Annotated in this window: 24 protein-coding genes and 2 pseudogenes; 10 read left to right on the top strand and 16 right to left on the bottom strand. The window is 60.6% G+C overall.

Annotation, left to right across the window (positions count from 1 at the left end; all coding sequences use genetic code 11):
- The first annotated feature begins 5 nt into the window (after nt 1-5).
- Nucleotides 6-795: pseudogene (locus tag M1B34_RS22135) on the top strand (amino acid ABC transporter ATP-binding protein).
- 665 nt (nt 796-1,460) lie between these two features.
- Here the strand turns inward: M1B34_RS22135 and M1B34_RS22130 are convergent.
- The 3 genes from M1B34_RS22130 to M1B34_RS22120 all read right to left on the bottom strand — a co-directional run bounded on the left by M1B34_RS22130 (nt 1,461) and on the right by M1B34_RS22120 (nt 2,888).
- The gene (locus M1B34_RS22130) at nt 1,461-2,030 is read right to left on the bottom strand and encodes a DJ-1/PfpI family protein (protein WP_268266225.1); all 570 of its coding nucleotides are present in this window, start codon (nt 2,028-2,030) and stop codon (nt 1,461-1,463) included.
- Nucleotides 2,031-2,171: 141 nt separating this feature from the next.
- Nucleotides 2,172-2,354, bottom strand: coding sequence for a DUF1289 domain-containing protein (locus M1B34_RS22125; protein ID WP_268266224.1), 183 nt, complete (start codon nt 2,352-2,354; stop codon nt 2,172-2,174).
- 171 nt (nt 2,355-2,525) lie between these two features.
- A complete protein-coding gene (locus tag M1B34_RS22120) occupies nt 2,526-2,888 on the bottom strand; it encodes a DUF2388 domain-containing protein (protein ID WP_268266223.1) in 363 nt (120 codons plus the stop codon).
- 150 nt (nt 2,889-3,038) lie between these two features.
- On the opposite strand from M1B34_RS22120, the gene M1B34_RS22115 reads away from it, so the two are divergent.
- The 3 genes from M1B34_RS22115 to M1B34_RS22105 all read left to right on the top strand — a co-directional run bounded on the left by M1B34_RS22115 (nt 3,039) and on the right by M1B34_RS22105 (nt 4,166).
- The gene (locus tag M1B34_RS22115) at nt 3,039-3,518 is read left to right on the top strand and encodes a hypothetical protein (RefSeq protein ID WP_268266222.1); all 480 of its coding nucleotides are present in this window, start codon (nt 3,039-3,041) and stop codon (nt 3,516-3,518) included.
- 12 nt (nt 3,519-3,530) lie between these two features.
- Entirely contained in the window at nt 3,531-3,773 is a 243-nt protein-coding gene (locus M1B34_RS22110; RefSeq protein ID WP_029294865.1) for a hypothetical protein, read from the top strand.
- A gap of 147 nt (nt 3,774-3,920) precedes the next feature.
- The gene (locus tag M1B34_RS22105) at nt 3,921-4,166 is read left to right on the top strand and encodes a site-specific integrase (protein ID WP_268266221.1); all 246 of its coding nucleotides are present in this window, start codon (nt 3,921-3,923) and stop codon (nt 4,164-4,166) included.
- Nucleotides 4,167-4,268: 102 nt separating this feature from the next.
- On the opposite strand, the gene M1B34_RS22100 is transcribed toward M1B34_RS22105, so the two are convergent.
- Nucleotides 4,269-5,003, bottom strand: coding sequence for a DUF5677 domain-containing protein (locus M1B34_RS22100; protein WP_268266220.1), 735 nt, complete (start codon nt 5,001-5,003; stop codon nt 4,269-4,271).
- A 770-nt stretch (nt 5,004-5,773) separates the two neighbouring features.
- Here M1B34_RS22100 and M1B34_RS22095 point away from each other — a divergent pair.
- Complete coding sequence (locus M1B34_RS22095; RefSeq protein WP_268266219.1) at nt 5,774-6,055, top strand: hypothetical protein; 282 nt, start codon at nt 5,774-5,776, stop codon at nt 6,053-6,055.
- 412 nt (nt 6,056-6,467) lie between these two features.
- On the opposite strand, the gene M1B34_RS22090 is transcribed toward M1B34_RS22095, so the two are convergent.
- Nucleotides 6,468-6,950 carry a VOC family protein gene (locus tag M1B34_RS22090; RefSeq protein WP_268261843.1) on the bottom strand — a complete coding sequence of 161 codons (483 nt, stop codon included), beginning with the start codon at nt 6,948-6,950 and terminating at the stop codon, nt 6,468-6,470.
- 278 nt (nt 6,951-7,228) lie between these two features.
- Between M1B34_RS22090 and M1B34_RS22085 the strand changes: the two are divergent.
- Nucleotides 7,229-7,408, top strand: a pseudogene (locus tag M1B34_RS22085) (type II toxin-antitoxin system HicA family toxin); the annotation flags it as partial.
- A 36-nt stretch (nt 7,409-7,444) separates the two neighbouring features.
- Nucleotides 7,445-7,846 carry a type II toxin-antitoxin system HicB family antitoxin gene (locus M1B34_RS22080; RefSeq protein WP_268266236.1) on the top strand — a complete coding sequence of 134 codons (402 nt, stop codon included), beginning with the start codon at nt 7,445-7,447 and terminating at the stop codon, nt 7,844-7,846.
- Between the two features lie 112 nt (nt 7,847-7,958).
- On the opposite strand, the gene M1B34_RS22075 is transcribed toward M1B34_RS22080, so the two are convergent.
- From M1B34_RS22075 to M1B34_RS22055, 5 genes are all read right to left on the bottom strand, one after another.
- Entirely contained in the window at nt 7,959-8,513 is a 555-nt protein-coding gene (locus tag M1B34_RS22075) for a hypothetical protein (protein ID WP_268266218.1), read from the bottom strand.
- A 320-nt stretch (nt 8,514-8,833) separates the two neighbouring features.
- Nucleotides 8,834-11,290 (bottom strand): TonB-dependent siderophore receptor, encoded by a 2,457-nt coding sequence (locus M1B34_RS22070; protein ID WP_268266217.1) that lies wholly within the window; start codon nt 11,288-11,290, stop codon nt 8,834-8,836.
- Between the two features lie 116 nt (nt 11,291-11,406).
- Nucleotides 11,407-12,369, bottom strand: a complete 963-nt coding sequence (locus M1B34_RS22065; RefSeq protein ID WP_268266216.1) for a FecR family protein — start codon at nt 12,367-12,369, stop codon at nt 11,407-11,409.
- Nucleotides 12,366-12,887, bottom strand: coding sequence for a sigma-70 family RNA polymerase sigma factor (locus tag M1B34_RS22060; RefSeq protein ID WP_123331203.1), 522 nt, complete (start codon nt 12,885-12,887; stop codon nt 12,366-12,368). Before M1B34_RS22060 ends, M1B34_RS22065 begins: the two co-directional genes overlap by 4 nt.
- Before the next feature lie 157 nt (nt 12,888-13,044).
- A complete protein-coding gene (locus M1B34_RS22055; protein ID WP_268266215.1) occupies nt 13,045-13,476 on the bottom strand; it encodes a hypothetical protein in 432 nt (143 codons plus the stop codon).
- A gap of 586 nt (nt 13,477-14,062) precedes the next feature.
- Here M1B34_RS22055 and M1B34_RS22050 point away from each other — a divergent pair.
- Both M1B34_RS22050 and M1B34_RS22045 read left to right on the top strand, forming a co-directional pair.
- Nucleotides 14,063-14,245 (top strand): type II toxin-antitoxin system HicA family toxin, encoded by a 183-nt coding sequence (locus M1B34_RS22050; protein ID WP_123331199.1) that lies wholly within the window; start codon nt 14,063-14,065, stop codon nt 14,243-14,245.
- A 27-nt stretch (nt 14,246-14,272) separates the two neighbouring features.
- Nucleotides 14,273-14,695, top strand: coding sequence for a type II toxin-antitoxin system HicB family antitoxin (locus M1B34_RS22045; protein ID WP_123331197.1), 423 nt, complete (start codon nt 14,273-14,275; stop codon nt 14,693-14,695).
- 64 nt (nt 14,696-14,759) lie between these two features.
- Here the strand turns inward: M1B34_RS22045 and M1B34_RS22040 are convergent, their stop codons facing one another.
- From M1B34_RS22040 to M1B34_RS22015, 6 genes are all read right to left on the bottom strand, one after another.
- Entirely contained in the window at nt 14,760-15,485 is a 726-nt protein-coding gene (locus M1B34_RS22040) for a hypothetical protein (RefSeq protein ID WP_268266235.1), read from the bottom strand.
- Between the two features lie 151 nt (nt 15,486-15,636).
- Nucleotides 15,637-16,701 carry a 2,3-butanediol dehydrogenase gene (locus M1B34_RS22035; RefSeq protein ID WP_268266234.1) on the bottom strand — a complete coding sequence of 355 codons (1,065 nt, stop codon included), beginning with the start codon at nt 16,699-16,701 and terminating at the stop codon, nt 15,637-15,639.
- A gap of 88 nt (nt 16,702-16,789) precedes the next feature.
- On the bottom strand, nt 16,790-17,902 hold the full coding sequence (locus tag M1B34_RS22030; protein ID WP_268266214.1) for an acetoin dehydrogenase dihydrolipoyllysine-residue acetyltransferase subunit: 1,113 nt from the start codon (nt 17,900-17,902) through the stop codon (nt 16,790-16,792).
- Complete coding sequence (locus tag M1B34_RS22025) at nt 17,902-18,918, bottom strand: alpha-ketoacid dehydrogenase subunit beta (protein ID WP_123331191.1); 1,017 nt, start codon at nt 18,916-18,918, stop codon at nt 17,902-17,904. Before M1B34_RS22025 ends, M1B34_RS22030 begins: the two co-directional genes overlap by 1 nt.
- Nucleotides 18,919-18,951: 33 nt before the next feature.
- The gene (locus M1B34_RS22020; RefSeq protein ID WP_123331190.1) at nt 18,952-19,929 is read right to left on the bottom strand and encodes a thiamine pyrophosphate-dependent dehydrogenase E1 component subunit alpha; all 978 of its coding nucleotides are present in this window, start codon (nt 19,927-19,929) and stop codon (nt 18,952-18,954) included.
- The gene (locus M1B34_RS22015) at nt 19,907-21,019 is read right to left on the bottom strand and encodes an ATP-NAD kinase family protein (protein ID WP_268266213.1); all 1,113 of its coding nucleotides are present in this window, start codon (nt 21,017-21,019) and stop codon (nt 19,907-19,909) included. The genes M1B34_RS22020 and M1B34_RS22015 overlap by 23 nt, the downstream gene beginning before the upstream one ends.
- A 359-nt stretch (nt 21,020-21,378) precedes the next feature.
- Between M1B34_RS22015 and M1B34_RS22010 the strand changes: the two genes are divergently transcribed.
- Nucleotides 21,379-23,238 carry a sigma-54-dependent Fis family transcriptional regulator gene (locus M1B34_RS22010; RefSeq protein ID WP_268266212.1) on the top strand — a complete coding sequence of 620 codons (1,860 nt, stop codon included), beginning with the start codon at nt 21,379-21,381 and terminating at the stop codon, nt 23,236-23,238.
- Nucleotides 23,239-23,261 lie beyond the last annotated feature (23 nt).

The raw sequence follows: 23,261 nt of genomic DNA, 5'->3' as shown, positions 1-23,261 counted from the left end.
CGACCATGCTGACCCAGACTGCCCCGTTGACCACCGCGCCGATCATCGCCACCGACACCCGCAAAGTGGTGGTGGAGATCAGCGGCCTGAACAAATTCTATGGCGCGTTCCACGTGCTGCACGACATCGACCTCAACGTGCGCGAGGGCGAACGCATCGTCCTCTGCGGCCCTTCCGGCTCGGGCAAATCCACACTGATCCGCTGCATCAACCGCCTGGAAATCGCCGAGAAAGGCCGGATACTCATCGACAACACCGACCTCTCCCAAACCACCCGCGAAGCGGCGCGCGTGCGCAGCGAAGTGGGCATGGTGTTCCAGCACTTCAACCTGTTCCCGCACATGAGCGTGCTCGACAACTGCACCCTGGCGCCGATCACCGTCCGCGGCCTGTCGCGCAAAAAAGCCGAGGAACTGGCCCGGGGGTTTCTGGCCAAGGTGGGGATTGAGAACCAGGCCGACAAATACCCGTGCCAGCTGTCCGGCGGGCAGCAACAGCGTGTGGCGATTGCCCGGGCGTTGTGCATGGAGCCCAAGATCATGTTGTTCGATGAGCCGACCTCGGCGCTGGACCCGGAGATGGTCAGTGAGGTGCTGGATGTGATGGTGAAGCTGGCGGGGAGTGGCATGACCATGCTGTGTGTGACCCATGAGATGGGGTTTGCGCGGCAGGTGGCGGAGCGGGTGTTGTTTTTGGATGGTGGGCGGATTGTGGAGGATGCGCCGCCGGAGGCGTTTTTTTGGGGCGCCGAAGAGTGAGCGGGCTAAGGCGTTTCTTGCGCAGATTGTGCATTGAGGTAGGCCGCGAATATTGGGGACATATCCGTTGCTGTGGGTGTGGCGGCTTATGGTTTCGCTCTTACAGCGAGTCACTTTGGAAAGAGCCCAAAGTAACCAAAGGCTCTTGCCCCTCCACTTGGTGCCTCGCCTAGGCTCGGCATGCCCTCTCTCCGGCATTGATCCGTGGGCCGCCGCCACAGGCCATCCATGGCCTGATGGCGGCTAACCCGGCATCCCTGCCGGGTTACCCACGGCTAAATGCCTGCGTTCGGCCATCGTGGTTAACGGGGCGCTACAGATCAAAATCAAGAGCAAGACGGCGGCCTGCCGGCCTGTTTTATCGCCGTTCGCGGTCCCTGTAGGAGTTGCCGAAGGCTGCGAACGCCCGCGAAGCGGGCGCAGCGTTCTCAAGGGTGGCGTTTATTTATCGGATTCAATCCACAACCGGAATCAACCTCGATCCAAGCCTCCCAATAACACCGGAATCTGCCAGGGCAAAAAGAAAATCAACCACTGCAACACCTGGAGCAACGCCTAAATAGACCGTTATCAGTGATGAACAAAAGGGTAAGTCGACGGGCCGAAGATATTGCATCCAGCAATGATCACGACAGGCAGGAAACGGCCATGAGCAGCCACTCGAACAAATCACCTGATCGGCTGTTTATTAGGACGACGCCGTCACCGATGTTCCGCTGCCAACATTGATCTGAATTGAGAAGTGATCTCGCAAGATAGCCCGGCAGCTTCGAACACTGCGCAGGTGAAGCTAACGGGTGCAGGGCCTGGAGCAGTTATGATGCGGTCTGCAACCAAAGCTACTGGACTGCTTCGATAAAGCGTGCCTCCCTCATAACCTACGGCATTCTGTTGCAGGAAGTCAGCGCTGTTCGATGTATGAGGAACAGTGTTGAGAAGGCCAGCCCTGGCAAGTGCCAGCGTTCCCCCACAGATGCCAGCAATTGTCGCTCCAGTTAAGCGACTAGCATGCAGAAACTCTCGAACATCTGGTGCTTCTTCACGCTCCCAAACCATTCCTCCAATGACGACAACAACGTCCGGTTTCCAGTCCAGACATTGTTGCAAATTGCTATCGACCGTTACGGCCAATCCACCCTGCGAGCGAAACTGCCCCGTAACAGAAGCAAAAAACCTGACGTCGATCCCGTAAAACGGAGACGCAGTTCCAGCAATGAAAGCGTATTCCCAGTCCGCAAAACCGGGTGTCAGTATCAATCCTACACGTGCCATCAGTCAGAATCCTCCATGAACGCCAGTAACCTATGGCGACAACACATATACATCAAGGGCTGCCTTGGATCGACTCTGGCCGACTATTTGCCTGTCATAACGGGCTGAAGACGCCCCAAAGCTGTCATCCAAGGCAAGTAATTATCTCTGAGCTTTTTTCAGCCCTTTCAAGCGCACATTCGCCTTTTGCACAGCGGCCATTTTTTCAGGCCGTTTCATGCGCTTCCACTTTCTGATGTCTTCCTTGCTTCGCCCGCAACTTACACATAACTCACTATTTAATCGGCAAGTCGAGATGCAGGGGTTTTCGATTTCTTTAGCCACTGCCAGCCACCTTCGGCAGCAGGTGATGCAGCCAGGCGATTTTTCCATTCGCCCTCTGAAGGTCGAAACTCGACGGATAAGCATATCCCCTATACCTATGCAAGACGGGCTGACAAGGACGCAAAAAGCCCAGTGAGCGGGTTGGCCAATAGTGGTCGCCCCCCTGTTTCGCTAGCGCGATTCGTAAACCAAAACGGCTTCAGCCAGCATCATGTCGCTGGCTGTGGCCGGCTCATCCCCAATCCGCAAAACCTCGAACGCCGCCTCCAGGCTCGCGCCTCTAATAACCCCATCACTCGCGACGAAAGCGGCAGCATCATTGCGAGCGGCAACTATCTTGGAATCGCCTCCCTTTGAGCTATTGCGGCTACTTCCTTGACTGTCTTCAGTCAGCGTGACGGGGAAAAGAGTCACCGCAAGACTCGACGAAACAACCGCTCCAAAGGCCGAGACTTCCACCGCCCTGCCATCACCCGCGATTACCGGAAAACTGCACGGGAACCCGAGCATGAGCACCACAATCAGTTTGCGCAAAATTCTACTCCATGGGGGTGAGTCATCCTTTTAGGGGCTGAATCTAACGTGTTCCTGGCCGGGCATCCAGGCTGATCGGCCAGGTGAAATGATTTGAATCCAGCGCGCTTTCTAGACAACCCCCGCCTTTTGCTCGAAAGGATGCGTGCGATGAAGTTCGAAGGGACTTTCCAATACATGGGCAATCACGGGATCGTGTTCAACGTCTCGCAGGTCACCCTCATCGACAGCGAACGCGGACGCCTGCGCGAGCTGCATTTTGGCGAGGCGAAAAGCGCTCACTATGAGATCAACCGCAAGGTCGTCGAGGTGTACGACAAGATGCTGGCCAAGAACCTGCCGTGCCTGATGATGATCGGCATCTCCGAGCCGCTGACCCGGCAACAGGGTGATGTTCTCAACACCCAACGCACCAAAATCGCCAACCTTGCAGCCTCGGCGTTCGCTGGCGCCACCTCTTATGTTGCCTCCCCCTACGTGGGCGCCCCTGTCGGCGCCGGTGTGCGCATGTACGTGAATGAAACCCTGCCCACCTATCACGCAGGCGACGTACTGGTGAGCATTGAGGCGCAGGTGAATGGCGGCATCGGCCCGCAACGCAGCGCCTCGACACTGATCATCAAGACCTGACGGGAGAAACACATGTCTGACATTACCCAACTGGTCGTTGCACTGGTGCTGTTCTTCCTGCTCGACCGATTTGTTAAGCCGTACCCCCTTCGCAAATGGTTAGGGGTACTGCTGATAGCGATAGGCGCAGTCGGCTGCGTTGCCGCGAGCCAAACCCGCTTGTTTGGGTTTGACCTGGGGTTATTGTCGATCTTTGCCGTTGCACTGGGGGTGGGGTTGTTCCTGAAGCGGCGGCGGTTCGAGCAGGTGGGTTGAAGGTGGGAGGAGTATTCGCTGATTGGCGCTCCAGCGCTCTGCAGTAAAAAGGGGGCGCGAGGTAAAAAGGGGGCGGATTTATTTTGAAAATAGATCCGTCCCCTTTTCCGTTCGTCAACTTTGATAACAAACGCGTCTGGACTTCGGATGAGCCCGCAGATGTTGCGTAATCGGTGGGACGACGCACGAGATAAGGCGGCAATCAAAGCGTCAGCTGACGGTGATCCCGCCCTGGCAACGAGCATTCGTCAGTTTCAGTTCAAGGATATCCGGCCCAAAGCTGCTAGCGAGATCGAGCTGACACACGCGAGCCGCCTACTAGGTCACTCCACAGAAGAAATGACCAAGAAGGTATATCGGCGAATTGGTGAAATTGTGAAGCCTACGAAATGACCCGTTGCTACTTGTACGATAGGCAGAAAACGGCCAAAAGGAGCCCGTCGGATGCCTTCAGGAAATCAGAGGCGATTCAAAACAACCACGTAATCCAGACCTTCACCCCACGCGTCGTGAAAGAACATCAACCCACTTCGTATTCATCTCCGTAAAAACTGTATGGAAGTGGTTGTCAGGAAATTTGGCAAGCCTGCCAAATTGATCAGTTGCATCCATCAGTACCATCAACGAGGTGGAAATGATCGACTCTACGAACTTAGGTGAGTCAGCCTGCTTATAGACCATGTTCGTTTCATTCTGATGCCGGAACGCCAGCGCAGCTAGATCGTTATGTGAGAAAGCACAAAGCATCGAATATGGTCCAACTAAATGACCTAACCCGGCAGCGCCAATATCGTCGCTTATTCTCTTGGGTTTGAGGCCGGCAGCACGAAAAACCTCACACTCGGAAAGACAGATATCGTCCATTTCTTTTATTGAGATTTTCAATTGTTCAGGAGTATGAGGGTCAGCAAGTATTCCCTTGTAAACACGTCGCTCACCTTTTAATTTTTCATACCGCATCTGGTCAACATAGGTGTTACTCGTCCCAAGCATCTTCATAGCTACGAGCGCCTCGATCATTGACCTCACATGAGTGGCTGCGTGCGTACTCATATGGGCATTAGCCAAATGTAACGTTGCCTCAAACTGCTCGGCAATAGTTAGCACAAGGCTGACCCGCAAACGATCTGGTGAAACCGATGGGGGGCGCGCACGAATAATAAGGCTTCGTAGACCTTCAAGTATTTGCTCCGCCGTTTTGAGAAGTTGTAGGACCGTCGTTGTACTCATCTACTCTCCACTAACAGGTTCGTTCTCGCATCAAAATAGACCGCCGATTGCGTTAGGCAAAGCGTCACGGATGGCGTGAGTGAGCAAAACGAATTACGTCGCCTTATCCATTCAATGATCTGCTGGCTCACCGCTCCCATGTCCAAAGCTACCCGGCAGGCGCGCCCATGAGTCGAGCATATCAACACGCTTTGGCGTCTTCCTCTCCTTTGTGGCAACAGGCTTCACCGGCACTTTTGCCTTAAATTTCGATCCGGCGAAGTCTTCCACACTTACCTTAAAGCTCATATGCGTATTTGGAGGTTTCCCGCTCCTTGCGAAGACGGCCCTCTCCGGCCCCATTTTGCTTGTCAGCCCAAGACGTCCACTGGACTGCCACCAGGGCTGATGGTCCGCTTTTGGCCGATAGCGTTCTCTCACACCTGCATACAAAAACACAGCGCGATCTAAAACGTATTTACATAATTGCCGCAACCCCTGCTGCCGCTAGACACACCCACTCAAACATCCCCTCCAGTACACCGTTGCCGCCCCCACTCCCCGCCCCTATAGTTCCCCCTCGCAGCAACATCCGCGACGACCTTGGCCGGTCGGGATTACAACGCAGCATCAGCGTTCGACACACTCTTGCAGTCGCCTATCAGGTGCCCGCGACAGGATGTTATGACGGCTGTGCGCGGTGGATCCCCGGTCGTCACACACCCGCACAATCGTCATTTCCCTTGTAGCCGGCACCTCAGGTGATTGCTCCACTCACAGGAGCTGCACCGATGATTGACCAAGCACACTCGCGCTTTACCGCCGTCGACACCCACGACGCCAACCAAGCCGTTTTCTACCTCGACACCCAAGCCTCTCTGAACGATCTGGCCAGCAGTGCGGCCCATCGTTTCACCGTGGTGCGGGATCTGATGGACACGCTGTCCACGCTTAACCTGAAAGATATTGCCGACTGCGATCTGACGCGGGTCACCCGTGGGGTGCATCTGTTGACCCGCGAGGGTTGTGCGGTGCTGGAGGTGATTCAGTGGCGTACGGCGCTGGAGTCCTGAGCGGGGTTGAGTTCAAGAAGCGCGTAAAACACGCTTGGCTTTGCTTCAGCCTTTGATCTGGCTTTGGCTTTTGATCTGCCTGCCCCTTCAGGAGGCCGAACGCAGGCGTTGCGCAGGGGGCAGCTCGGCAAGGATGCCGAGCTAGCCGCCATCAGGCCATGGATGGCCTGTGGCGGCGTGCCCCTGGAGCAATGCCGGAGTGAGGGAACGCCGAGTCTTAGCGAGGGGCCGGATGCAGGGGCAGAGGCCTTTGGTTACTTGGGGCCCCCAAAGTCACTCGCCGTAAGGGCGAAACCGCCAGTAGCCACACCCGCAGCAACGGCTATGTACACCACCCGCTTCCAAGTGCACGGGGTAAGCAGGTGACTGCATCGCTGGCAAGCCAGCTCCTACAGGGGGGATGGGTGCGCCATCAGGCGGGGCGCAGTGCGGCTTCGATGGCGGCGATGTCTATCTTGGTCATGGTCATCATGGCGTCGAAAGCGCGCTTGGCCGCCGCGGGATCGGGGTCGATGATCGCGGCGGTCAGAACACGGGGCGTGATCTGCCATGACACGCCCCACTTGTCTTTGCACCAGCCGCAGACGCTTGCCTGGCCTCCGTTGGTGACAATCGCGTTCCACAAGCGGTCCGTTTCGGCCTGGTCGTCGGTCGCCACCTGGAATGAAAAAGCCTCGTTATGCGTGATCCCCGCCCCGCCGTTCAATCCCAGGCAAGGGAGGCCCATGACCGTGAACTCGACCGTTATGACATCGCCCTGCTTGCCCGCCGGGTAGTCGCCAGGCGCGTGATGAACGGCGAGTACGGCGCTGTCCGGGAAGGTCTGGGCGTAGAACTGCGCAGCGTCTTGCGCGGTGCCGTCGTACCAGAGGCAGATGGTGTTTTTGTTGAGCATTTTTCTTCTCCAGAATCAGGCCTGATGCCTTCATTCCAGCCGCGCTGAACCTAGGCAAAACCACAGGCGAACCCTAAGTGTTGTACAAAGCGCGGTTTTTTCAAAAAACGCCCCCTTGCAGTACTTCGCGACCGGCAGCCGTTGGCCGAAAGCGCTTTCATGCTTGCCAAGATGCCTGAACGACACTGCCCAATACATAACTCCAGACACACAATTCAACCTGCGTTACTATGCGCCTGGAGTTATAAAGCGCCTCTGACCCCGATAAGGAGATGGAGGTGCAAAGCAGACAGCTGATCAAGGAGCTTGAAGCCGCAGGATGGGTACTGGACCGGGTTACCGGAAGCCACCACCTGTTCAAGCATCCCTACCGGCCCGAGACCGTTCCGGTGCCGCACCCGAAGAAGGACCTGCCACGGGGCACGGTCAGGGCCATCCGGAAACTGGCTGGACTGATGCAGCCCCTTCAGCCTTCATCTACTGAGGAGATCCCCGTGCAATATCCCATCTGCATCGAGTGGGGCGACGAACACACGGCCACCGGCATCCAGATTCCCGACATTCCTGGAGCCGTCACCGCTGGCGACAGCTTCGAGGCCGCGTACGGCGGCGCCATGGAAATCGCCCACATCATGCTCGAAGAACTGGCCCGTGCAGGACACGCCATTCCCCTGCCCACCTCCATCGGCCAGCACCGCGCCAACCCCGATTTTGCGGGGATGGGCTGGGGCATGCTGGACATCGACGTCGCGCCTTACCTGGGCAAAACCGAGAAGGTCAACGTGACCTTGCCCGGCTACGTGATTCAGCGGATCGACCGGTTCGTGCGCGAGCACAATATCAAGAGCCGGTCGTCTTTTCTGGCGGATGCGGCGATGGAGAAATTGGGGCGTTGAAGGTTAAGGATATTCTGCGGTTTGCGTTGTCGTTGCTGAGCATCGCTGGCAAACCAGCGCCTACCGGGGGGCGGGTGCGACATCAGGTCGGCCGCTCTGAACGCCCCCCTCCTTATCCTAGAAAGACCCCAGTCGCGCCGGTATCGGCCAACGCAAAAAGCAGGCTCTCTACCGCAACACCTGGCGCAGAGCCCAAATCAATCTTCACCTTATAGCCCTCCCCCGTTGGCTCCGGGTCAGAGACAAAGTGCACCACGCCTTGCAGTCCTTCTTCGGTCGGTGGGTTCTCGTCCTCCCCATCGAACCACTCGAAGAACCAGGTGCGGAGAACCTGCGAGGCCGCCTCCAGACTCAAGCCACGCACGTCCAGGGGCAACCAGTCCCAACCAAAGGGAGAGATGACCACCGCCGTTTGCCCAAGCTCAAAACGGATGGGCTCAAATGCCAGCTCGGACTCGGAGTCAACCTGAACCGGCTGCCCAGCGCTCTCCCCCTCCGCTGCGATCACATCGACCCGGCAGGGGGTGTCCATTGCACCTTCTGTCGCCAATGAGCCATCGCTTTTTCTATAGGCCGGTTCAAGGTGCAGCGCGCCCTGTGCAGCGATACGCGCAAGCGTCTCCACATAGGGTTTACGGATGGCGGCGAGCAGTTCGGAGACGGTCATAAATCGGGGTGCTTCCTTAGCATGACCCGTCGATGGGGCGGCCTTCGACGAGAGGGTGATGAGTGACTGAACGGTCGGCGCAATATTGCATCGACCGGCACGGAAGCGTCCATGGAAAGCCGATCAAGCTTTGATGTGCCACAGGGCCTGGTACGGGCCAGTATCGCGCGGCACAAAACCTTTGGGCGCACGGCCGGTAGAAGCCGAGCGCCACCGCGCGCTGAGATCGGCGCCATAAAAAACCGCCAGGCAAACGCCCAGCGGTTTTTTTGTGTCTGAAGGGCCCCGACAGCAGTGCCCACACCGGGTCTATCAGCGCCTCAGAAGGTCCACTTGGCGTTGACCACGGCGTTGCGGGGTTCGCCATAGGAGCCCGACGCGAAGGTACCTATGCCGTCGTAATATTTCTGATCGAACAGGTTGTTCACATTCAGGCCGACCGTCAGGTGCTCATCCACTTTGTAGTTCGCCAACAGGCCAACCACGGCAAACGGGTCCTGTGTCGCCTTGTAAGTTGGACCGGTGTACTGAGGAATTTGCCCCTCGGCGTATATCTTGCTTTGCCAAGTCACGTTGCCGCCGATGGTCAGACGCTCCAGGTCTCCCTGCAAGCGGTAAGTGGTACCGAGCTTGAAGAGGTTGAAAGGCTGGTTGGTCTCGACACGCTTGCCATCCTTATCGTGGGACTCACGGTAGGTATAGCCACCGAATATGTTCCAACCGGTGGCCAGTTCGCCCGAAATCTCGGTCTCGACACCGCGCGTGCTGGTACCGCTGATGGCTTTATACGCCGCCTTATTGGAGTTCGGGTTGGCGACTTCCTGAGGGCTGTTCTTCTGCTCGACATCAAACAACGCGATGCTGGCGTTCAGCGCACCGTCCAGGAACTCGCCTTTCAGGCCAATCTCGTAGTTGTCGCCCTGCAAGGGCTCAAGGGACTTGTTGTCGACAGTTTTGTAGAACGTCTGCGGCAAGAAAATGTTGGTGTAGCTGGCATACGCCGAGTACGTGTCGTTCAGGTCATAGACAATCCCTGCATAGGGCGTGACCACCCCGGTTTTACGGGTCTTGTCGGTAGCTTGGGTCTGATTTGAAAGGCTGGTGACGCGATCTTCCTGGTCCCACCAACTGACGCGGGTGCCAAGGATCACGGTCAACGGATCGATGGGTTTCAGACGCAGTGCGGTGTAAACCCCGGTTTGCTGCATGGTCGTAACGGTTCCGCCATTCTCTATGAAGTTCGGTCGAGCGAACTGACGACCGTCCCAGGTGAAAATGTTGTCCACCGGGGCAAAGTCGCCATCCGCTCCGGTGCTGGTGTAGTCGGGGAAGTTCAGGTGCGTGCGCGAGGTGCTGGCACCTACCACCAGCTCATGCTGGCGCCCCCCCAAGGTGAACGGGCCGGAGGCATAGGTGTCCAGGGTGTCTTGAGTCTGGTAGCTATCCAGGCGACTGATGTAGGCGTTGGCGCCAGCGCCTGTCACCGGGTCAGGCGCGCCATTACTGGCGGAAGCCCCTTCCCCTTTGCGATAGCTGTATTGGTGGCTGTAGGCGGTTTTCCAGCTCCAGTCGTTACCCAACGTGTGATCCAGCAGGGTGCTGAAGTTGTAGCTGGTGTTGTCCTGGAATGCCCAACGGCTGGCAGGGTTGAACGACCGGGAGAAATGAGTCTGCTTGCCGGTGCTGTAGAACAACGGGATATGGCCGTAGGTCGTGCCATCGGCATCGTTGTTCTGGTAATCCAGGCTGGTACGCAACGTCGTGTCGTCGCTCAACTCGATGTCCAACGCACCGTAAACCACGCGTTTTTCCTGCTTGTACCAATCAATGAACGAGTTCTGCTTCTGGTAGGCCGCCACAAAACGCCCGCGCACGTTGCCGGTTTCCGTCAGTGGGCCGGATACGTCAACTTCAGAGCGGTACTTGTCCCACGTCCCCGCCTCGCCGGAAACGTAACCCTGGAAGTCCTTGGTCGGACGCTTGCGCACCAGGTTGATGGTGGCCGACGGCGTACCCGCACCACTCATCAGGCCGGTGGCCCCTCGCAGCACTTCGACACGGTCATAGATGGCCATGTCTGACAGTGCGCTGGTGTACTGCTGGGATTCGTTGGCCACTTGCGACGGCACACCGTCGTACTGGAAGTTCTGGATCGCAAAGCCACGGGAATAAAACGTGTAACGCTCACTGTCGCGGTGGTTGGTGCTGATACCCGGGGTAAAGGCCAGCACTTGGTTGATGGTCGACAGTTGCTGGTCATCCATCAGCTGACGGGTGATGACACTCACCGACTGTGGCGTCTCACGCAGTGACAAAGGCAACTTGGTTGCCGTGCGGGTGGCACCGGTGGTGTATGAGCCCGTGCCTTCTGTGGTGCCGCTGTCCTGGTATTCACTGATGGTGGTTGGGCCTAACTCCAGCCCCGTGGTCGGCGTGCTGACCAACAGATAGCCATCGACACTGGATTGGGCGCGCAACGCATGACCGCGCAACAGCACGGCAAAGCCTTCATCGACACTAAAGTGACCTTGTAACCCTTGGCTTTTGAGGGTGCTCACCTGGGCAGCCGCAAAGGAAATATCCACCCCGGCCTCTCGGGCATAGCGGCTTAACACATCGCCCAAGGTGCCGGCAGGTATGGCGTAATGCTTGGCCTGCTGCTGCGCCAATACCGGCTGTGCAATGAGCAGGGGGGCAGTGAAAATCCCCAAATGAAGGGTCAACGCCAGTGCGCGGGGCTGACCAAGGGTAAGACGAAAGCGTGTGGATGAAGGCATGTTCCTAGGTCTCTAGTTGTGTTGGCTAGTACAAGGACGGCCAAGAAATGAGAACTGGAACCAAAGGAGAATATTTTTTATCGGCGCACTGAGCGGACCAGAAACTATGCCTCTGGTCACGGCTTTTTCAGGGCGATACGGGTAACCCAAGGCGTCATTTTTTCGACCTTGATCGGCAGACTGCGGGCGAGCAGGCGCAGCGCACGCTCACTGTCATCCGCCGGGAGGACGGCGGTGACTTCCAGGCCTGCCAGTGCCGTGGCGTCGTACATCATCCAGCCGCTATGGAAGCGGTTCAGGCGTTCAAGTACCTGGGCTAACGGCATGCGCCTGACCACCAGTTTATGGTGTTCCCACGCCTGCTCAATCCCGGCTCCGTCGACGTCGTTCAATGGATGAATGCCGCCCGCATCCAGCATCACCTGCTGACTGGCATGGACATCCAGACGGTCACCGGCGCTGATCACCTGTGTGCTCGACTCGAGCATTGCCAAGCGCGTCGAATCGCCCAAACGTTCCACGGTAAACCGCGTGCCCAAAGCCCTGATGCTGCCTTCGTCTGTAACGACCAGGAACGGGCGCTGGGCGTCCTTGGCCACTTCAACCAGGATTTCACCGCCACGCAAATGCAACGTACGTGAGTGGGCGTCGAAATCCACATCGACGGCAGAGCGCCCATTCAGGCTGATACGGCTACCGTCAGGCAGTTGCTGGGTGTGCCATTGGCCTGTGCCCGTACGAATGTCCGCAAACCAGTAAGCCGCCGGTGCCCGCTGTAGCATCAGGCTTGCGGGCAGCAAAAGCGTGAGTGCCAGCACCAGGGCTTTTACCGGGAAGCGTGCGGGTTTGCGCGTAATGCTGCTCAAGGCGGCGCGAGTTGGAGCGCGGGGCAACGTACGCAAGGGTGCCAGGCTGCCCTGCAGTTGCCGGACGGCTTCGCGATGCAACTCGCTAGCCTCCAGCCAGGTGTTGTATTCGCGCAGCTGGGCATCATCCGGTTGCCCGTCGATGCACACCAGCCACGAGGCCGCCTGCTGCAACACTTTGGGTGTCAGGGGGGATGTCGGGCTTGCGCTCAAGACAGAGGGTCCGCCGCTGCGTGGCAATGCAGCAGGGCCTGCACCAGATATTTCTGCACACTCTTGACCGAGACCTGCAACTGCTCCGCGATCTGAGCATGGCTATAGCCTTCCAAGTGGCGAAGGATGAACGCCTGTTGAGCGCGGGCACTCATCCGGGACAACGCCCGAGCGATTTGCTCCAGTGCTTGCACGGCCGCGAGTACTTGTTCGGGAGAGGGAGCCAGTTCCATGTATTCGGCGTGGCGTTCAAGCTCTTCGCGGTACGCCTGTTCGAGTTTCTGACGCCGGCTGCGATCAACCAGTAAACGGCGAGCGATGGTGGCGAGAAACGCCCGCGGCTCTCGCGGAACCGTGTAAGCGCCGACGGCAAGCAGACGAACGAAGGTGTCCTGCGCCATGTCTGCCGCATTCTGCGGACAGTCCAAACGACGCCGCAACCAACTCAGCAACCAACTGTGATAGCCCTTGTAAAGGGCGTCCAGGCTATCAGCTTGGGAGGAGTGAGAAGCTTGCATCGAGATAATTCGCAAATGGGAATTGTTCTACTTTAGAGGATAGAACGCCCGAAATGCAATCGTGAACGCCGCCGTTTGCAACAGGCCTGCTTCGGGCCAATAGCGATCATCTACTCCCAAGTCTCCCGCCAAACACAGGGCGTACAGTAGGGCGAACTCATGGACTGAACATATCGCCTGCTTGAGGTTTTTTTCGCAGCCAATTGATCAGCAACAGGACACCGGCCGCAATCCCTTGCGATCCGCACATCAGCCAGATGAGGCCTATATGAAACAGAATCCAGGCACTGAGCCCCACTACCAGCGTCAACAAAACCCCCAGTAAAAGCAGCGGCAGGTGCCGTACGGAGGGGCGGTCTTCCAGCGCGTCGGCGAAAATGCTCCAGCATGCCCATTGCGAGAACAGCAACAACACCAGCCATAACAGAATCCACCCCCAGCCCGTCATGGAATGTGCAGTGAACAGACTCATCGTCGACGTGATGACAAACCACAGAGTAAAGGCGACCGTCGTGCTTGCAGGCACGGTGTAGGCCGGAAGGGCGATGGCTATCTGGAGCAACTTGAGTGTTTGCAATCGAGTTATCACGTCACACGCTCCCTGCACGTCGACATTCGCCAAGGCTGATGGCCTTTACAGTGACTATAGACAGGATCAGGGCTGGCCCCAATCGCCGTGTTCAAGCCCCCCTATCGGCCCTTGACCGTTCCGTTACCGCAGCCGAAGAAGGAACTGCCACAGGGCGCACGCAGGTCGCCGTCCGGCTTTTTGATTTTGATTTGAAGCGCCTCGTTAACCAGGATGGCCGAACGCAGGCATTGAGCCGTGGGTAACCCCGGCGGGGATGCCGGGTTAGCCGCCTGGGCCTCCACAGCCTCCCGAAATAACCGCTCAAACATTGCGGGTCAGCGTCTGTTGCAGCCTCTTGGCGTCGTTCCTATAGTTCGCCCTCGCCGCCTAACCTGCGAACACCCCGGCCATCGCTTCGTCAGTGCCAACGACAGAATGTCGAGCACCTGCGCTGCTACCTCGACACTCAAGCGCTGCCTATCGAACAGGCCAACAGCAGCGGTTTTCTGTCCGGATCTTTCCATGGATGACGACTGTCCTGACGGCCATTGATGCGCAACAAAAATGTTGCATAATGCCGCCGTCGAGACACTAAGGACTGTGCATGAAGTACAGCGAGTTTCGACGCTGGTTACGAGCGCAAGGCGTGACGTTTGCACCGGCCAAGGGCAGCCACTTCAAGGTGTACCTGGGCAACCGTCAAACGATCTTCCCAGACCATGGCGCCAAGGAAATAAGCGAAGGCCTGAGAAAGAAGATCATTAAAGACCTGGGGCTTAACCATTGAGACCCAGGCTGATGGGAGGCGAAAAACATGTATGAATACCCGGTGACCCTACACCTGGAAGAGGGCGGCCCTTGGGTCAGTTGCGCGGATGTGCCTGAAATGGCCAGCGCCGGCGATACCGTGGAGCAAGCGTTGGCTGAAGCGGTCGACGCCCTGGAGTCCGCGCTGTCGCTGTACGTCGATCAGCGGTTGGCCATTCCACAGCCCTCCCCGGCGGCACCCGGCCAACCCCTGGTCCGGCTACCCGCACTGACCGTCGCCAAAGCGGCCCTCTGGAACACGATGCTCAAGCAACAGGTCAGCAAAACGGAGCTTGCAAAGCGCCTGGGAGTGAACCGGCCGCAAGTCGACCGCTTGGTCGATTTGCTCCATCGATCCAAGATCGAACACGTAGAGCGTGCCTTGCGCACCCTGGGTCAGCGCATCGAACTTTCGGTGGTAGCCGCCTAGGTCCCCCTACCCAAGCTGGCCAAAACCAGGCCAGCCAGTAGGTCCCCGTGTGGCTTATGTCCCTCTACTGCACCGGCAAGAAATTCATGAACAGCAGGCTCTGCGCATAGTTCAACCCAATCCGCCGATACCGCTCATCCAGCATCTGGCTCAGCAAATCCAAGCGCGCCACAATCTTGCCAAACTCCACCGCAAAACTCAGGTTGCTGCCCTCCTCCGAAATCTCATTGGAAAACAGCAACAGCACCCCATTGGCATCCTGCCGCTGGCCCAGCAACCAGGTGGCCTTTTCAATGTTGCGCGCGGCGTTGTTGACGAACAGCGGGTCAATCGCATCGGTCATGTAGAACTCGGTGCGCCCGCCATGGGCGGTGACCAGCATGCTGCCGATGGCGTAGATAAAGGCCCCCACCCGGTCGCCGGTAAATTCCGGGCTCAGGGAATAGCTCAAGGCCGCCAGGTCGCGGCGATCGCCGAGGGACGGCAGCGGCTTGCGCTGTTCGATGGCGTTGCGGATTTCACGCTGGGCCGTGGTGGCGTCGGGGTAGCCGGATTTGCGCCACTGCACCGGGTTACGCAGGTAGAGCTTGCCCATCAACAGGTACAGGCTCTGCAGGTTGTCACGCATGCCCAGGGTGGCCATGCGGTCGACGCTGGTCTGGAAGAATTCGTCGGGCTTGCCCTTGCGGAACTGCTCGGCAATGTCACGCCCCTGCTGCTGGGTGCAGGCGGTGGCGCAAAGCATCAAGAAGCCCGCCAGAAACAGGGGCCGAAGTCGGGTTTGCATCATGCAAGAAGAGGGAGCGTAGGCCATCGGCACCGGGTCTGGATTCACGGGCGGCATTGGGGATCAACGCGGCCAGGCCTGGTGATAGAACGCAAAAAACCAAAAAAGTGCGATGGCCACCCACGGCCATCGCCAAATCGCCCGCTGGGGCGTGCTACACGCGACCCGGTGACACGATGATTTTCACGTTGTGTTCCTTGTTGTTGACCAGTTCTTCAAAGCCCTGGCCAACGATCTCTTCCAGCTGAATGCGCCCGGTCACCAGCGGCGTGATGTCCAGGCGGCCGTCGGCGATAAAGGCGATCACGTCGGCGAATTCACCGTTGTAGGCCAGGGAGCCCAGCACCTGTTTCTCGGTGGCCACCAGTTCGAAGAAGTTGAACTCGCTGGGCTCTTCGAAGATGCCCACCAGCACGCATTTGCCGGCTTTGCGGATCAGATCGATGGCCAGTTTGGCCGTGCGTTTGTTGCCGATGCATTCAAAGCTGACATCGGCCCCCAAACCGCCGGTCAGGCGCTTGACCTCGGCCAGGGCGTCACATTCCTTGGGGTCGAGTACATGGGTGGCGCCGACTTCCAGGGCCTTGGCTTTGCGCGCGCCGGACATTTCCAGGGCGATGACCTGGGCCGCGCCGGCGGCCTTGGCGCACATGATGGTGCACAGGCCGATGGTCCCGGCACCGACCACCACCACGTTCTGCCCCAGCAGGTTGCCGGCCTTTTTCACCGCGTGCATGCCCACCGCCAGGGGCTCGATCAGCGCCCCGGCTTCGGCCGGGAAATTGGCCGGCAATTTGTACAGCAGGTTGGCCGGTACGTTGACCCATTCGGCAAAGGCGCCGTTGTTCATCAACCCGGTGAAGGCCAGGTTTTCGCAGATGTTGTACAGGCCGTGGGTGCAGTAATAACAGGTGCCGCAGTGCTGGCAGGCATCGGCCGCCACCGGCTCACCGACGCTGAAACCCTCGACCCCGGCGCCCAACTCGACGATCTCGCCGCAGAACTCATGGCCGAGGATGCACTGGCCCTTGATCCCGGTCAGGGGGTGCGGCGCGTCCACCGGAATGAACACCGGGCCGGCCACGTACTCATGCAAGTCGGAACCGCAGATGCCGCACCACTCGACGCGGATCTGCACCCAGCCGGCCGGTGGCGTGCCCGGCAGGGGCACGTCTTCAACGCGGATATCGTTGCGACCATGCCACACGGCGGCACGCATGCTTTGGGTCGATTTGAGGGAAACACTCATCTTGGCTTCTCCTGGATCTTGTATGGCTGCGACGGCCCGCTGGCCGCCGCAGTGAACTTCAGTGCTGGCGAATAAACTCGAGAATCAGGCGGTTGACCTGCTCCGCCGCTTCCATCTGCACCATGTGCCCCTGCCCCGGCAGCACCTCAACCTGGGCCTTGAGACCGGCGCTGTGGCTGACCGGGATAATCCCGTCGTCGCTGCCCCAGATCACCAGCACCGGCTGCTGCCCGTCCTGCACCACGGCGCGCAGGTCAGCTTGCTGGCGGCCATCGGCGAACAGGTTCGCGGCCAACTGGCCGAGGGCCACGTCCACCCCTTCCAGACGCTTGTACTTGAGCATGTCGTCGAGCATCTGCCGGTTCACCAAGTCGGCATTGGAGAACAGCTGCACCAGTTGCGGCTTGAGGGCGTTGCGGTTGGCCGCCTCGACAAACCCTTGCAGGTAGCCGCCGTTGATTTCCATGCCCAGGCCAGCGCTGCCGATCAGGGTCAGGGAACGCACTCGCTGCGGCGCCAGGCGCGCGGTATTGAGGGACACCGCACCGCCCATGGAGTGGCCCACCAGGTGGACGACGGGAATGTCCAAGTGATCGAGCAAGGCCAGCAGCACCCCGCTCAGCTCATCCAGGTCGCCCCGTTGCAACACCTTGCCCGACTCGCCATGGCCCGGCAGGTCAAGGGCAATCACCCGGCGCCCGGCGGCCAGGGCTTCGTGGTTGAACAGCCAGTTGTTCAGGTCGCCGCCAAAGCCGTGCACCAGCACCAGGGGGACGTCGCCCTCGCCGCGCTCGAAGTAACGGATCACCCGGCCGTCCAGTTCGATTTTCTGCGGCGCCGGCCCGCAGTCTTCGTCCGCCGCATCACCGGGCACAAAGGACGCCTGGAACGCCTCGATCACCGCGTCGACTTCGGCATCGCTGGCCTCGCCCTCGACCACGATGCCGAGCAAGGCGCCGACGGACAGGGTTTCGTCCTGGCGAGCGATCTGCCGCCGCAGGATGCCGGAGAACGGCGCCTCGACGCTGCTGGAGATCTTGTCGGTCTCCACGTCCAGCACTTCATCGCCCTTGGTGATGGCCTGGCCTTCTTCCTTGAGCCAGGCATCGACCCGGCCCTCGGTCATGGACAAGCCCCACTTGGGCATGGTCAGGGTATGAATCTGGCTCATCAGCGCTGGCTCCATTCGATGACCTTGAGCACGGCGTTTTCGATCTTCGCCGCGTCGGGGATGTACAGGTCTTCCAAGGCGTCGGAGAACGGCACCGGGGTGTGGGGCGCGGTGACCATTTCAATCGGGGCCTTGAGGGCGGCGAAGGCTTTTTGCGCCACCAGGGCCGAGATGTCAGTGGCCATGGAACAGCGCGGGTTGGCTTCGTCGATCACGACAAGACGCCCGGTTTTCTCCACGCTTTCAAGGATGCTGTCCTCATCCAGCGGGCTGGTGGTGCGCAGGTCGATGACCTCGCAATCGATGCCCCGCCCCGCCAGGCTGCGCGCCGCGTCCATCGCGGTGTTGACCGTGCGCCCGTAGGACACCAGGGTCACATCCTTGCCGTCGCGCAGGAAGTTGGCCTCACCGAAGGGGATGGTGTAGAGCTCTTCCGGCACCTCGCCCTGCAGGCTGTAGAGCATTTTGTGCTCGCAGAAAATCACCGGGTCGTTGTCGCGGATGGCCTGGATCAGCAAGCCCTTGGCGTCGTAGGGCGACGACGGGCAGACCACCTTCAGGCCGGGGATGTGGGTCCACAGCGAGGTGAGCATCTGCGAGTGCTGGGCGGCGGCGCGCAAGCCGGCACCGACCATGGTGCGGATCACCAGCGGGGTCTGCGCCTTGCCGCCGAACATGTAGCGGAATTTGGCCGCCTGGTTGAGGATCTGGTCCAGGCAGCAGCCGGCGAAGTCGACGAACATCAACTCGCACACCGGCCGCACGCCGCGAGTGGCCGCGCCCACGGCGGCGCCGACGTAGCCGATCTCCGACAGTGGCGTATCCAGCACTCGCCCGGGGAATTGGTGGTACAGGCCCTTGGTCACGCCCAGCACGCCGCCCCAGGCATCGTTTTCACCGGGGGCACCGGCACCGCCGGCGACGTCTTCACCCATGATGAACACGCTGGGGTCGCGGCGCATTTCCTGGGCCAGGGCTTCGTTGATGGCCTGCTGGTAACTGATTTTTCTCGCCATGATAGAGGTCTCGATTCTTGTTATAGGGAGTATTCAGGGGTAGGAGACGTAAACGTCGCTCAGCAGGTCGGCCGCGCTCGGCTTGGGGTCGGACTTGGCCTTGCGCACGGCGTTTTCGATCAGGGTGTCCACATCCTTGTCGATCTGATCGAGCTGGCTGGCCTGGACCAGGCCGGAGCGGACGGTGCGCTCGCGGAACTGCATCAGGCAGTCCTGGTGCTCGCGGAAATGCTTGACCTCATCCGGCGCGCGGTAGGTCTGGGCATCGCCTTCGAAGTGACCGTAGTAACGGGTCAGCTTGACCTCGATCAACGACGGCCCCTCCCCGGCCCGGGCCCGTTCCACGGCGGCACCGGCGGCTTCGTGCACGGCAAAGAAGTCGAAGCCGTCCACCGTGACCCCGGGCATGCCGAAGCCGGCGGCGCGGTCGGCAATGTGATCGCAGGCCACCGACCAGTTGGATGCCGTGGCCTCGGCGTAGCCGTTGTTCTCGGCGATAAACAGGCACGGCAGGTTCCACACCGAGGCCATGTTCATGGCCTCGAACACCGCGCCTTCGTTGGAGCCGCCGTCGCCGAAGAACACCACGGACACGCCGTCGGTGCCTTGCAGCCGGGCCGCCAGGGCCGCCCCCACCACCAGCGGCGCACCGGCCCCGACAATGCCATTGGCGCCGAGCATGCCCTTCTCGAAATCGGCGATGTGCATGGAGCCGCCCTTGCCCTGGCAGACCCCGGTTTTCTTGCCGTAGATCTCCGCCATCATCCCGTACACGTCCACGCCCTTGGCGATGCAATGGCCGTGGCCACGGTGGTTGGAGGCGATGCAGTCGTCGTCCCGCAGGTGGGCCATGACCCCAGCGGCGGAGGCCTCCTCACCGGCATACAGGTGGACGAAACCGGGGATCTCGCCAGTGGCGAATTCCACGTGCAGGCGTTCTTCGAAGGCGCGGATGGTGCGCATCACCTGGTAGGCGTGCAGCAGTTGTTCAGTGGTTAAGGGTGTCGACATTTTTATTCTCCAGGGTGTCTTGGGGCTGAAGGTTCACGGGGTGTTGCCGGTGGTGGCGGTCGATGGCCAGCAGGCGTTGCTGCGCCGCGTGGGCCAGGACCGCGTTGACGTCGATGCTCAGCGGGCCGCCGGCATCCAGGGTGACCGTGGGCCGGTCATGGGCGTTGAATTCGATTTCGCGCTCGCCATCCAGGGCCAGGGTGCCGCTGGCCAGCGCCAGGGGCTGAGGCACATCAGGCGCCAGGTAGCCGGCGTCCAGCACCCCACAGCCCTGCAACAGGCCGGGCGCCAGGGGCACCAGCAGCGCCTCGGGGGCGTTCGGATCCAGGCGCATCCAGGCGCCGTGGGGGTCTTGGCGGGTGACCGGCATCCACAACCCGCACAGGGCGGAAATCCCAATGGACTGGGGCTCGGCAAAGGTCACGAAAACCTCGGCCAGGTCCGCCCCGCGGCTGATGGCCCGGGCGCCGACAAAGGCCAGGGGCGACACCGCCACATCCACCAAAGCCACTTCACACAGGCCCCTTGCCGGCTCGCGCACCAGCAGCCGTTTATTGCGCCGCAGGGCAATCTCGGGCGGCACTCGGCCACTGGCATAGAGGCCGCCAGCCAGCCCGGCGCTGGTGGCTTCACGCAGCTCCGGGAAGGCGTTGTTGGTGCCGGTGGACAGGGTCAACAGCGGAACATCACCGACCTCGGCGGCCACCGCCTTATGGGTGCCGTCACCCCCCAGCACGGCAATCAGGGACACCCCGCGCTCGGCCATCCAGCGTGCGGCGTGGCGGGTGTCTTCGACGGTCTGGCGCAGGGTCAGGTCAAGAAACTCCAGGGCCGGCCAGTGATTGTCCCGGGCCTGGCGGCTGGTGCTGTTCTTCAGCACGGCGGCGGCGATGCCGGTCATGTCGGTGGGCATCAGCACCCGCTCGATGCCGGTGGCGCCAAAGGCCGCCAGCAGGCGCTGAATCACCGAGACCTTGTCGGTGCTGGAAAACAGCCCGGCGTTGGCGGTCAGGCGGCGCACATCGCGCCCCGAGGCCGGGTTGGCGATGATGCCCACGGTCAAGGGCGGGCGGCTGATGACACGGCTCATGACACAAGCCCGGGCAGGACAGGAAACAGGCCTCGGCAGGAGGACATAGGGCACCTCTTTTTTATTATTGGGTGGCCCGTCGGGCGGGTGGCCAGAACGGGTTACCAGGCTTAGAGCAAGGCCGATGCCAGTTGCGCAAAAACACTTGAAAAAGCCCGTTGCAGAGCGGTTGCTTGCCGATGGCAAAGCGCTTGATGCCTGCCGCCGCTGAGACGTGGCATGTCAGCTTGCACGGGCCAACGGCGAGACCCTGAGACGTGACGTCTCAGGGTGGCCGTTCGGGCAGGCGGCGCTTGTCGCCACCCGAGGATCGGCGCTTAATGCGCCCACAACGATAAGAAGCTGAACCGGAGGCCTGAATGCTTTCCGCACACTCGAAGGCGCATGTGGATTGCGTCAGCCGTGTCTTGAAAAACGCTGCGCACCTGCCGCAGTTGCCTGTTCCCAGCCTGATTCTCGATTCCTGGCGCCGCTCCATGGACCAGCACCACCTGGACCCGGGTTCGCTGCAAGGGCCGCGGATCCTTTCCCACAACGTGCTCAAGGAATGCCGCGAGCGCTCCGAGCTGTTCTTGCGCATTGCCAGCGAAGAAGTGGCCCGCCTCCACGGCCGCGTGCGCGACGCCGACTACTGCGTGCTGCTCACCGACGCCCAGGGCCAGACCATCGACTACCGGGTGGAAAGCACCATCCGCAATGACTGCCGCAAGGCCGGGCTGTACCTGGGCACCTGCTGGTCGGAAGGCGAAGAAGGCACCTGCGGCGTGGCCGCGGTGCTGACTGCCAAGGCGCCGGTCACGGTGCACAAGCGCGACCACTTCCGCGCCGCCTTTATCGGCCTGACCTGCTCCGCCGCACCGGTGTTCGACCCCCAGGGCGAACTGCTCGGGGTACTGGATGTGTCGGCCGTGCGCTCCCCCGATGACCGTCGCTCCCAACACCTGATCCGGCAGATGGTGGTGCAGAGCGCGCGGGAGATCGAACAGGCCTTTTTCATGAGCAGCGCCCAGGGTTACTGGGTGCTGCGGGCCCACGGCAGCCCGGGCTACGTCGACAGCCAGCCGGACTACCTGTTTGCCTGGGACGACGACGGCTGCCTGCAAGCGCTGAACCCGGCAGCGCGGCACTACCTGCTGCAACGCTACGGGCAACTGCCCCAGCACATCGGCCAGGTGTTCGACCCGCAACTGTTGCACCGCGCCGGCGACGCGTCGCTGTGCCTGCTTAACGACCTGCATGCCCGCCTCAGCGCACCCCGGCGCCCAAACCCGACGCGCCAGCACCACTTACTGCCAAGCGAGGAAGACCCACGGGTGGCCGACAGCCTGCGCCTGGCGGTGCGGGTCAAGGACCGTCACCTGCCGGTGCTGATCCAGGGTGAAACCGGCTCCGGCAAGGAAGTATTCGCCCGGCAACTGCACCTGGCCAGCCAGCGCCGGGACCGGCCGTTTATCGCGGTGAACTGCGCGGCGATTCCCGAAAGCCTGATCGAGAGCGAGCTGTTCGGCTACGTCGCCGGGGCCTTTACCGGGGCCTCCAGCAAAGGCATGCAGGGGCTGTTGCAACAGGCCGATGGCGGCACCCTGTTTCTCGATGAAATTGGCGATATGCCCCTGGCCTTGCAGACCCGCTTGCTGCGGGTGTTGGCCGAGGGTGAAGTGGCGCCCTTGGGCGCGTCCCAGCGCAAGGCGGTGGACATCCAAGTGATCTGCGCCACGCACCGCGACCTGGAAACCCAGGTGGCGGAAGGCAGCTTTCGCGAAGACCTGTATTTCCGCCTGGGCGGCGCGCGGTTTCAGTTGCCGCCGCTGCGCGAACGCAGTGATCGGCTGCGCCTGATTCAGCGGATTCTTGAGGAGGAGTCGGCCCTGTGCGGCGTGCCCGTGCAACTGGCCGGCGCGGCCCTGGAGTGCCTGCTGGGGTACCGCTGGCCGGGCAATGTCCGGCAATTGCGACATGTGCTGCGCTATGCCTGCGCGGTGTGCGAGGCCGAGCTGATTCAGCTCAATGACCTGCCCGAACAACTGCGCGGCGCCGAGCCGGAACAGGTGCTGCGGGAACCGGGCGCCAGCCCCGAACGCCAGGCCCTGCTGGACGCCCTGGTGCGGCACCGCTGGAAGCCCACGGCAGCGGCCAATGCCCTGGGCATCTCCCGCGCCACCCTGTACCGCCGCGTGCACCAGCACGGCATCGAAATGCCCGGCCGCCGCCCCGCCTGAAACCCCAAACAACCCCACCCTGT

The organism is Pseudomonas morbosilactucae (assembly GCF_023241715.1).
GTDB classification, from domain to species: Bacteria; Pseudomonadota; Gammaproteobacteria; order Pseudomonadales; family Pseudomonadaceae; genus Aquipseudomonas; species Aquipseudomonas morbosilactucae.
The sequence above is the reverse complement of the archived record's forward strand: the minus strand, read 5'-3'. Positions and strand labels throughout refer to the sequence as shown.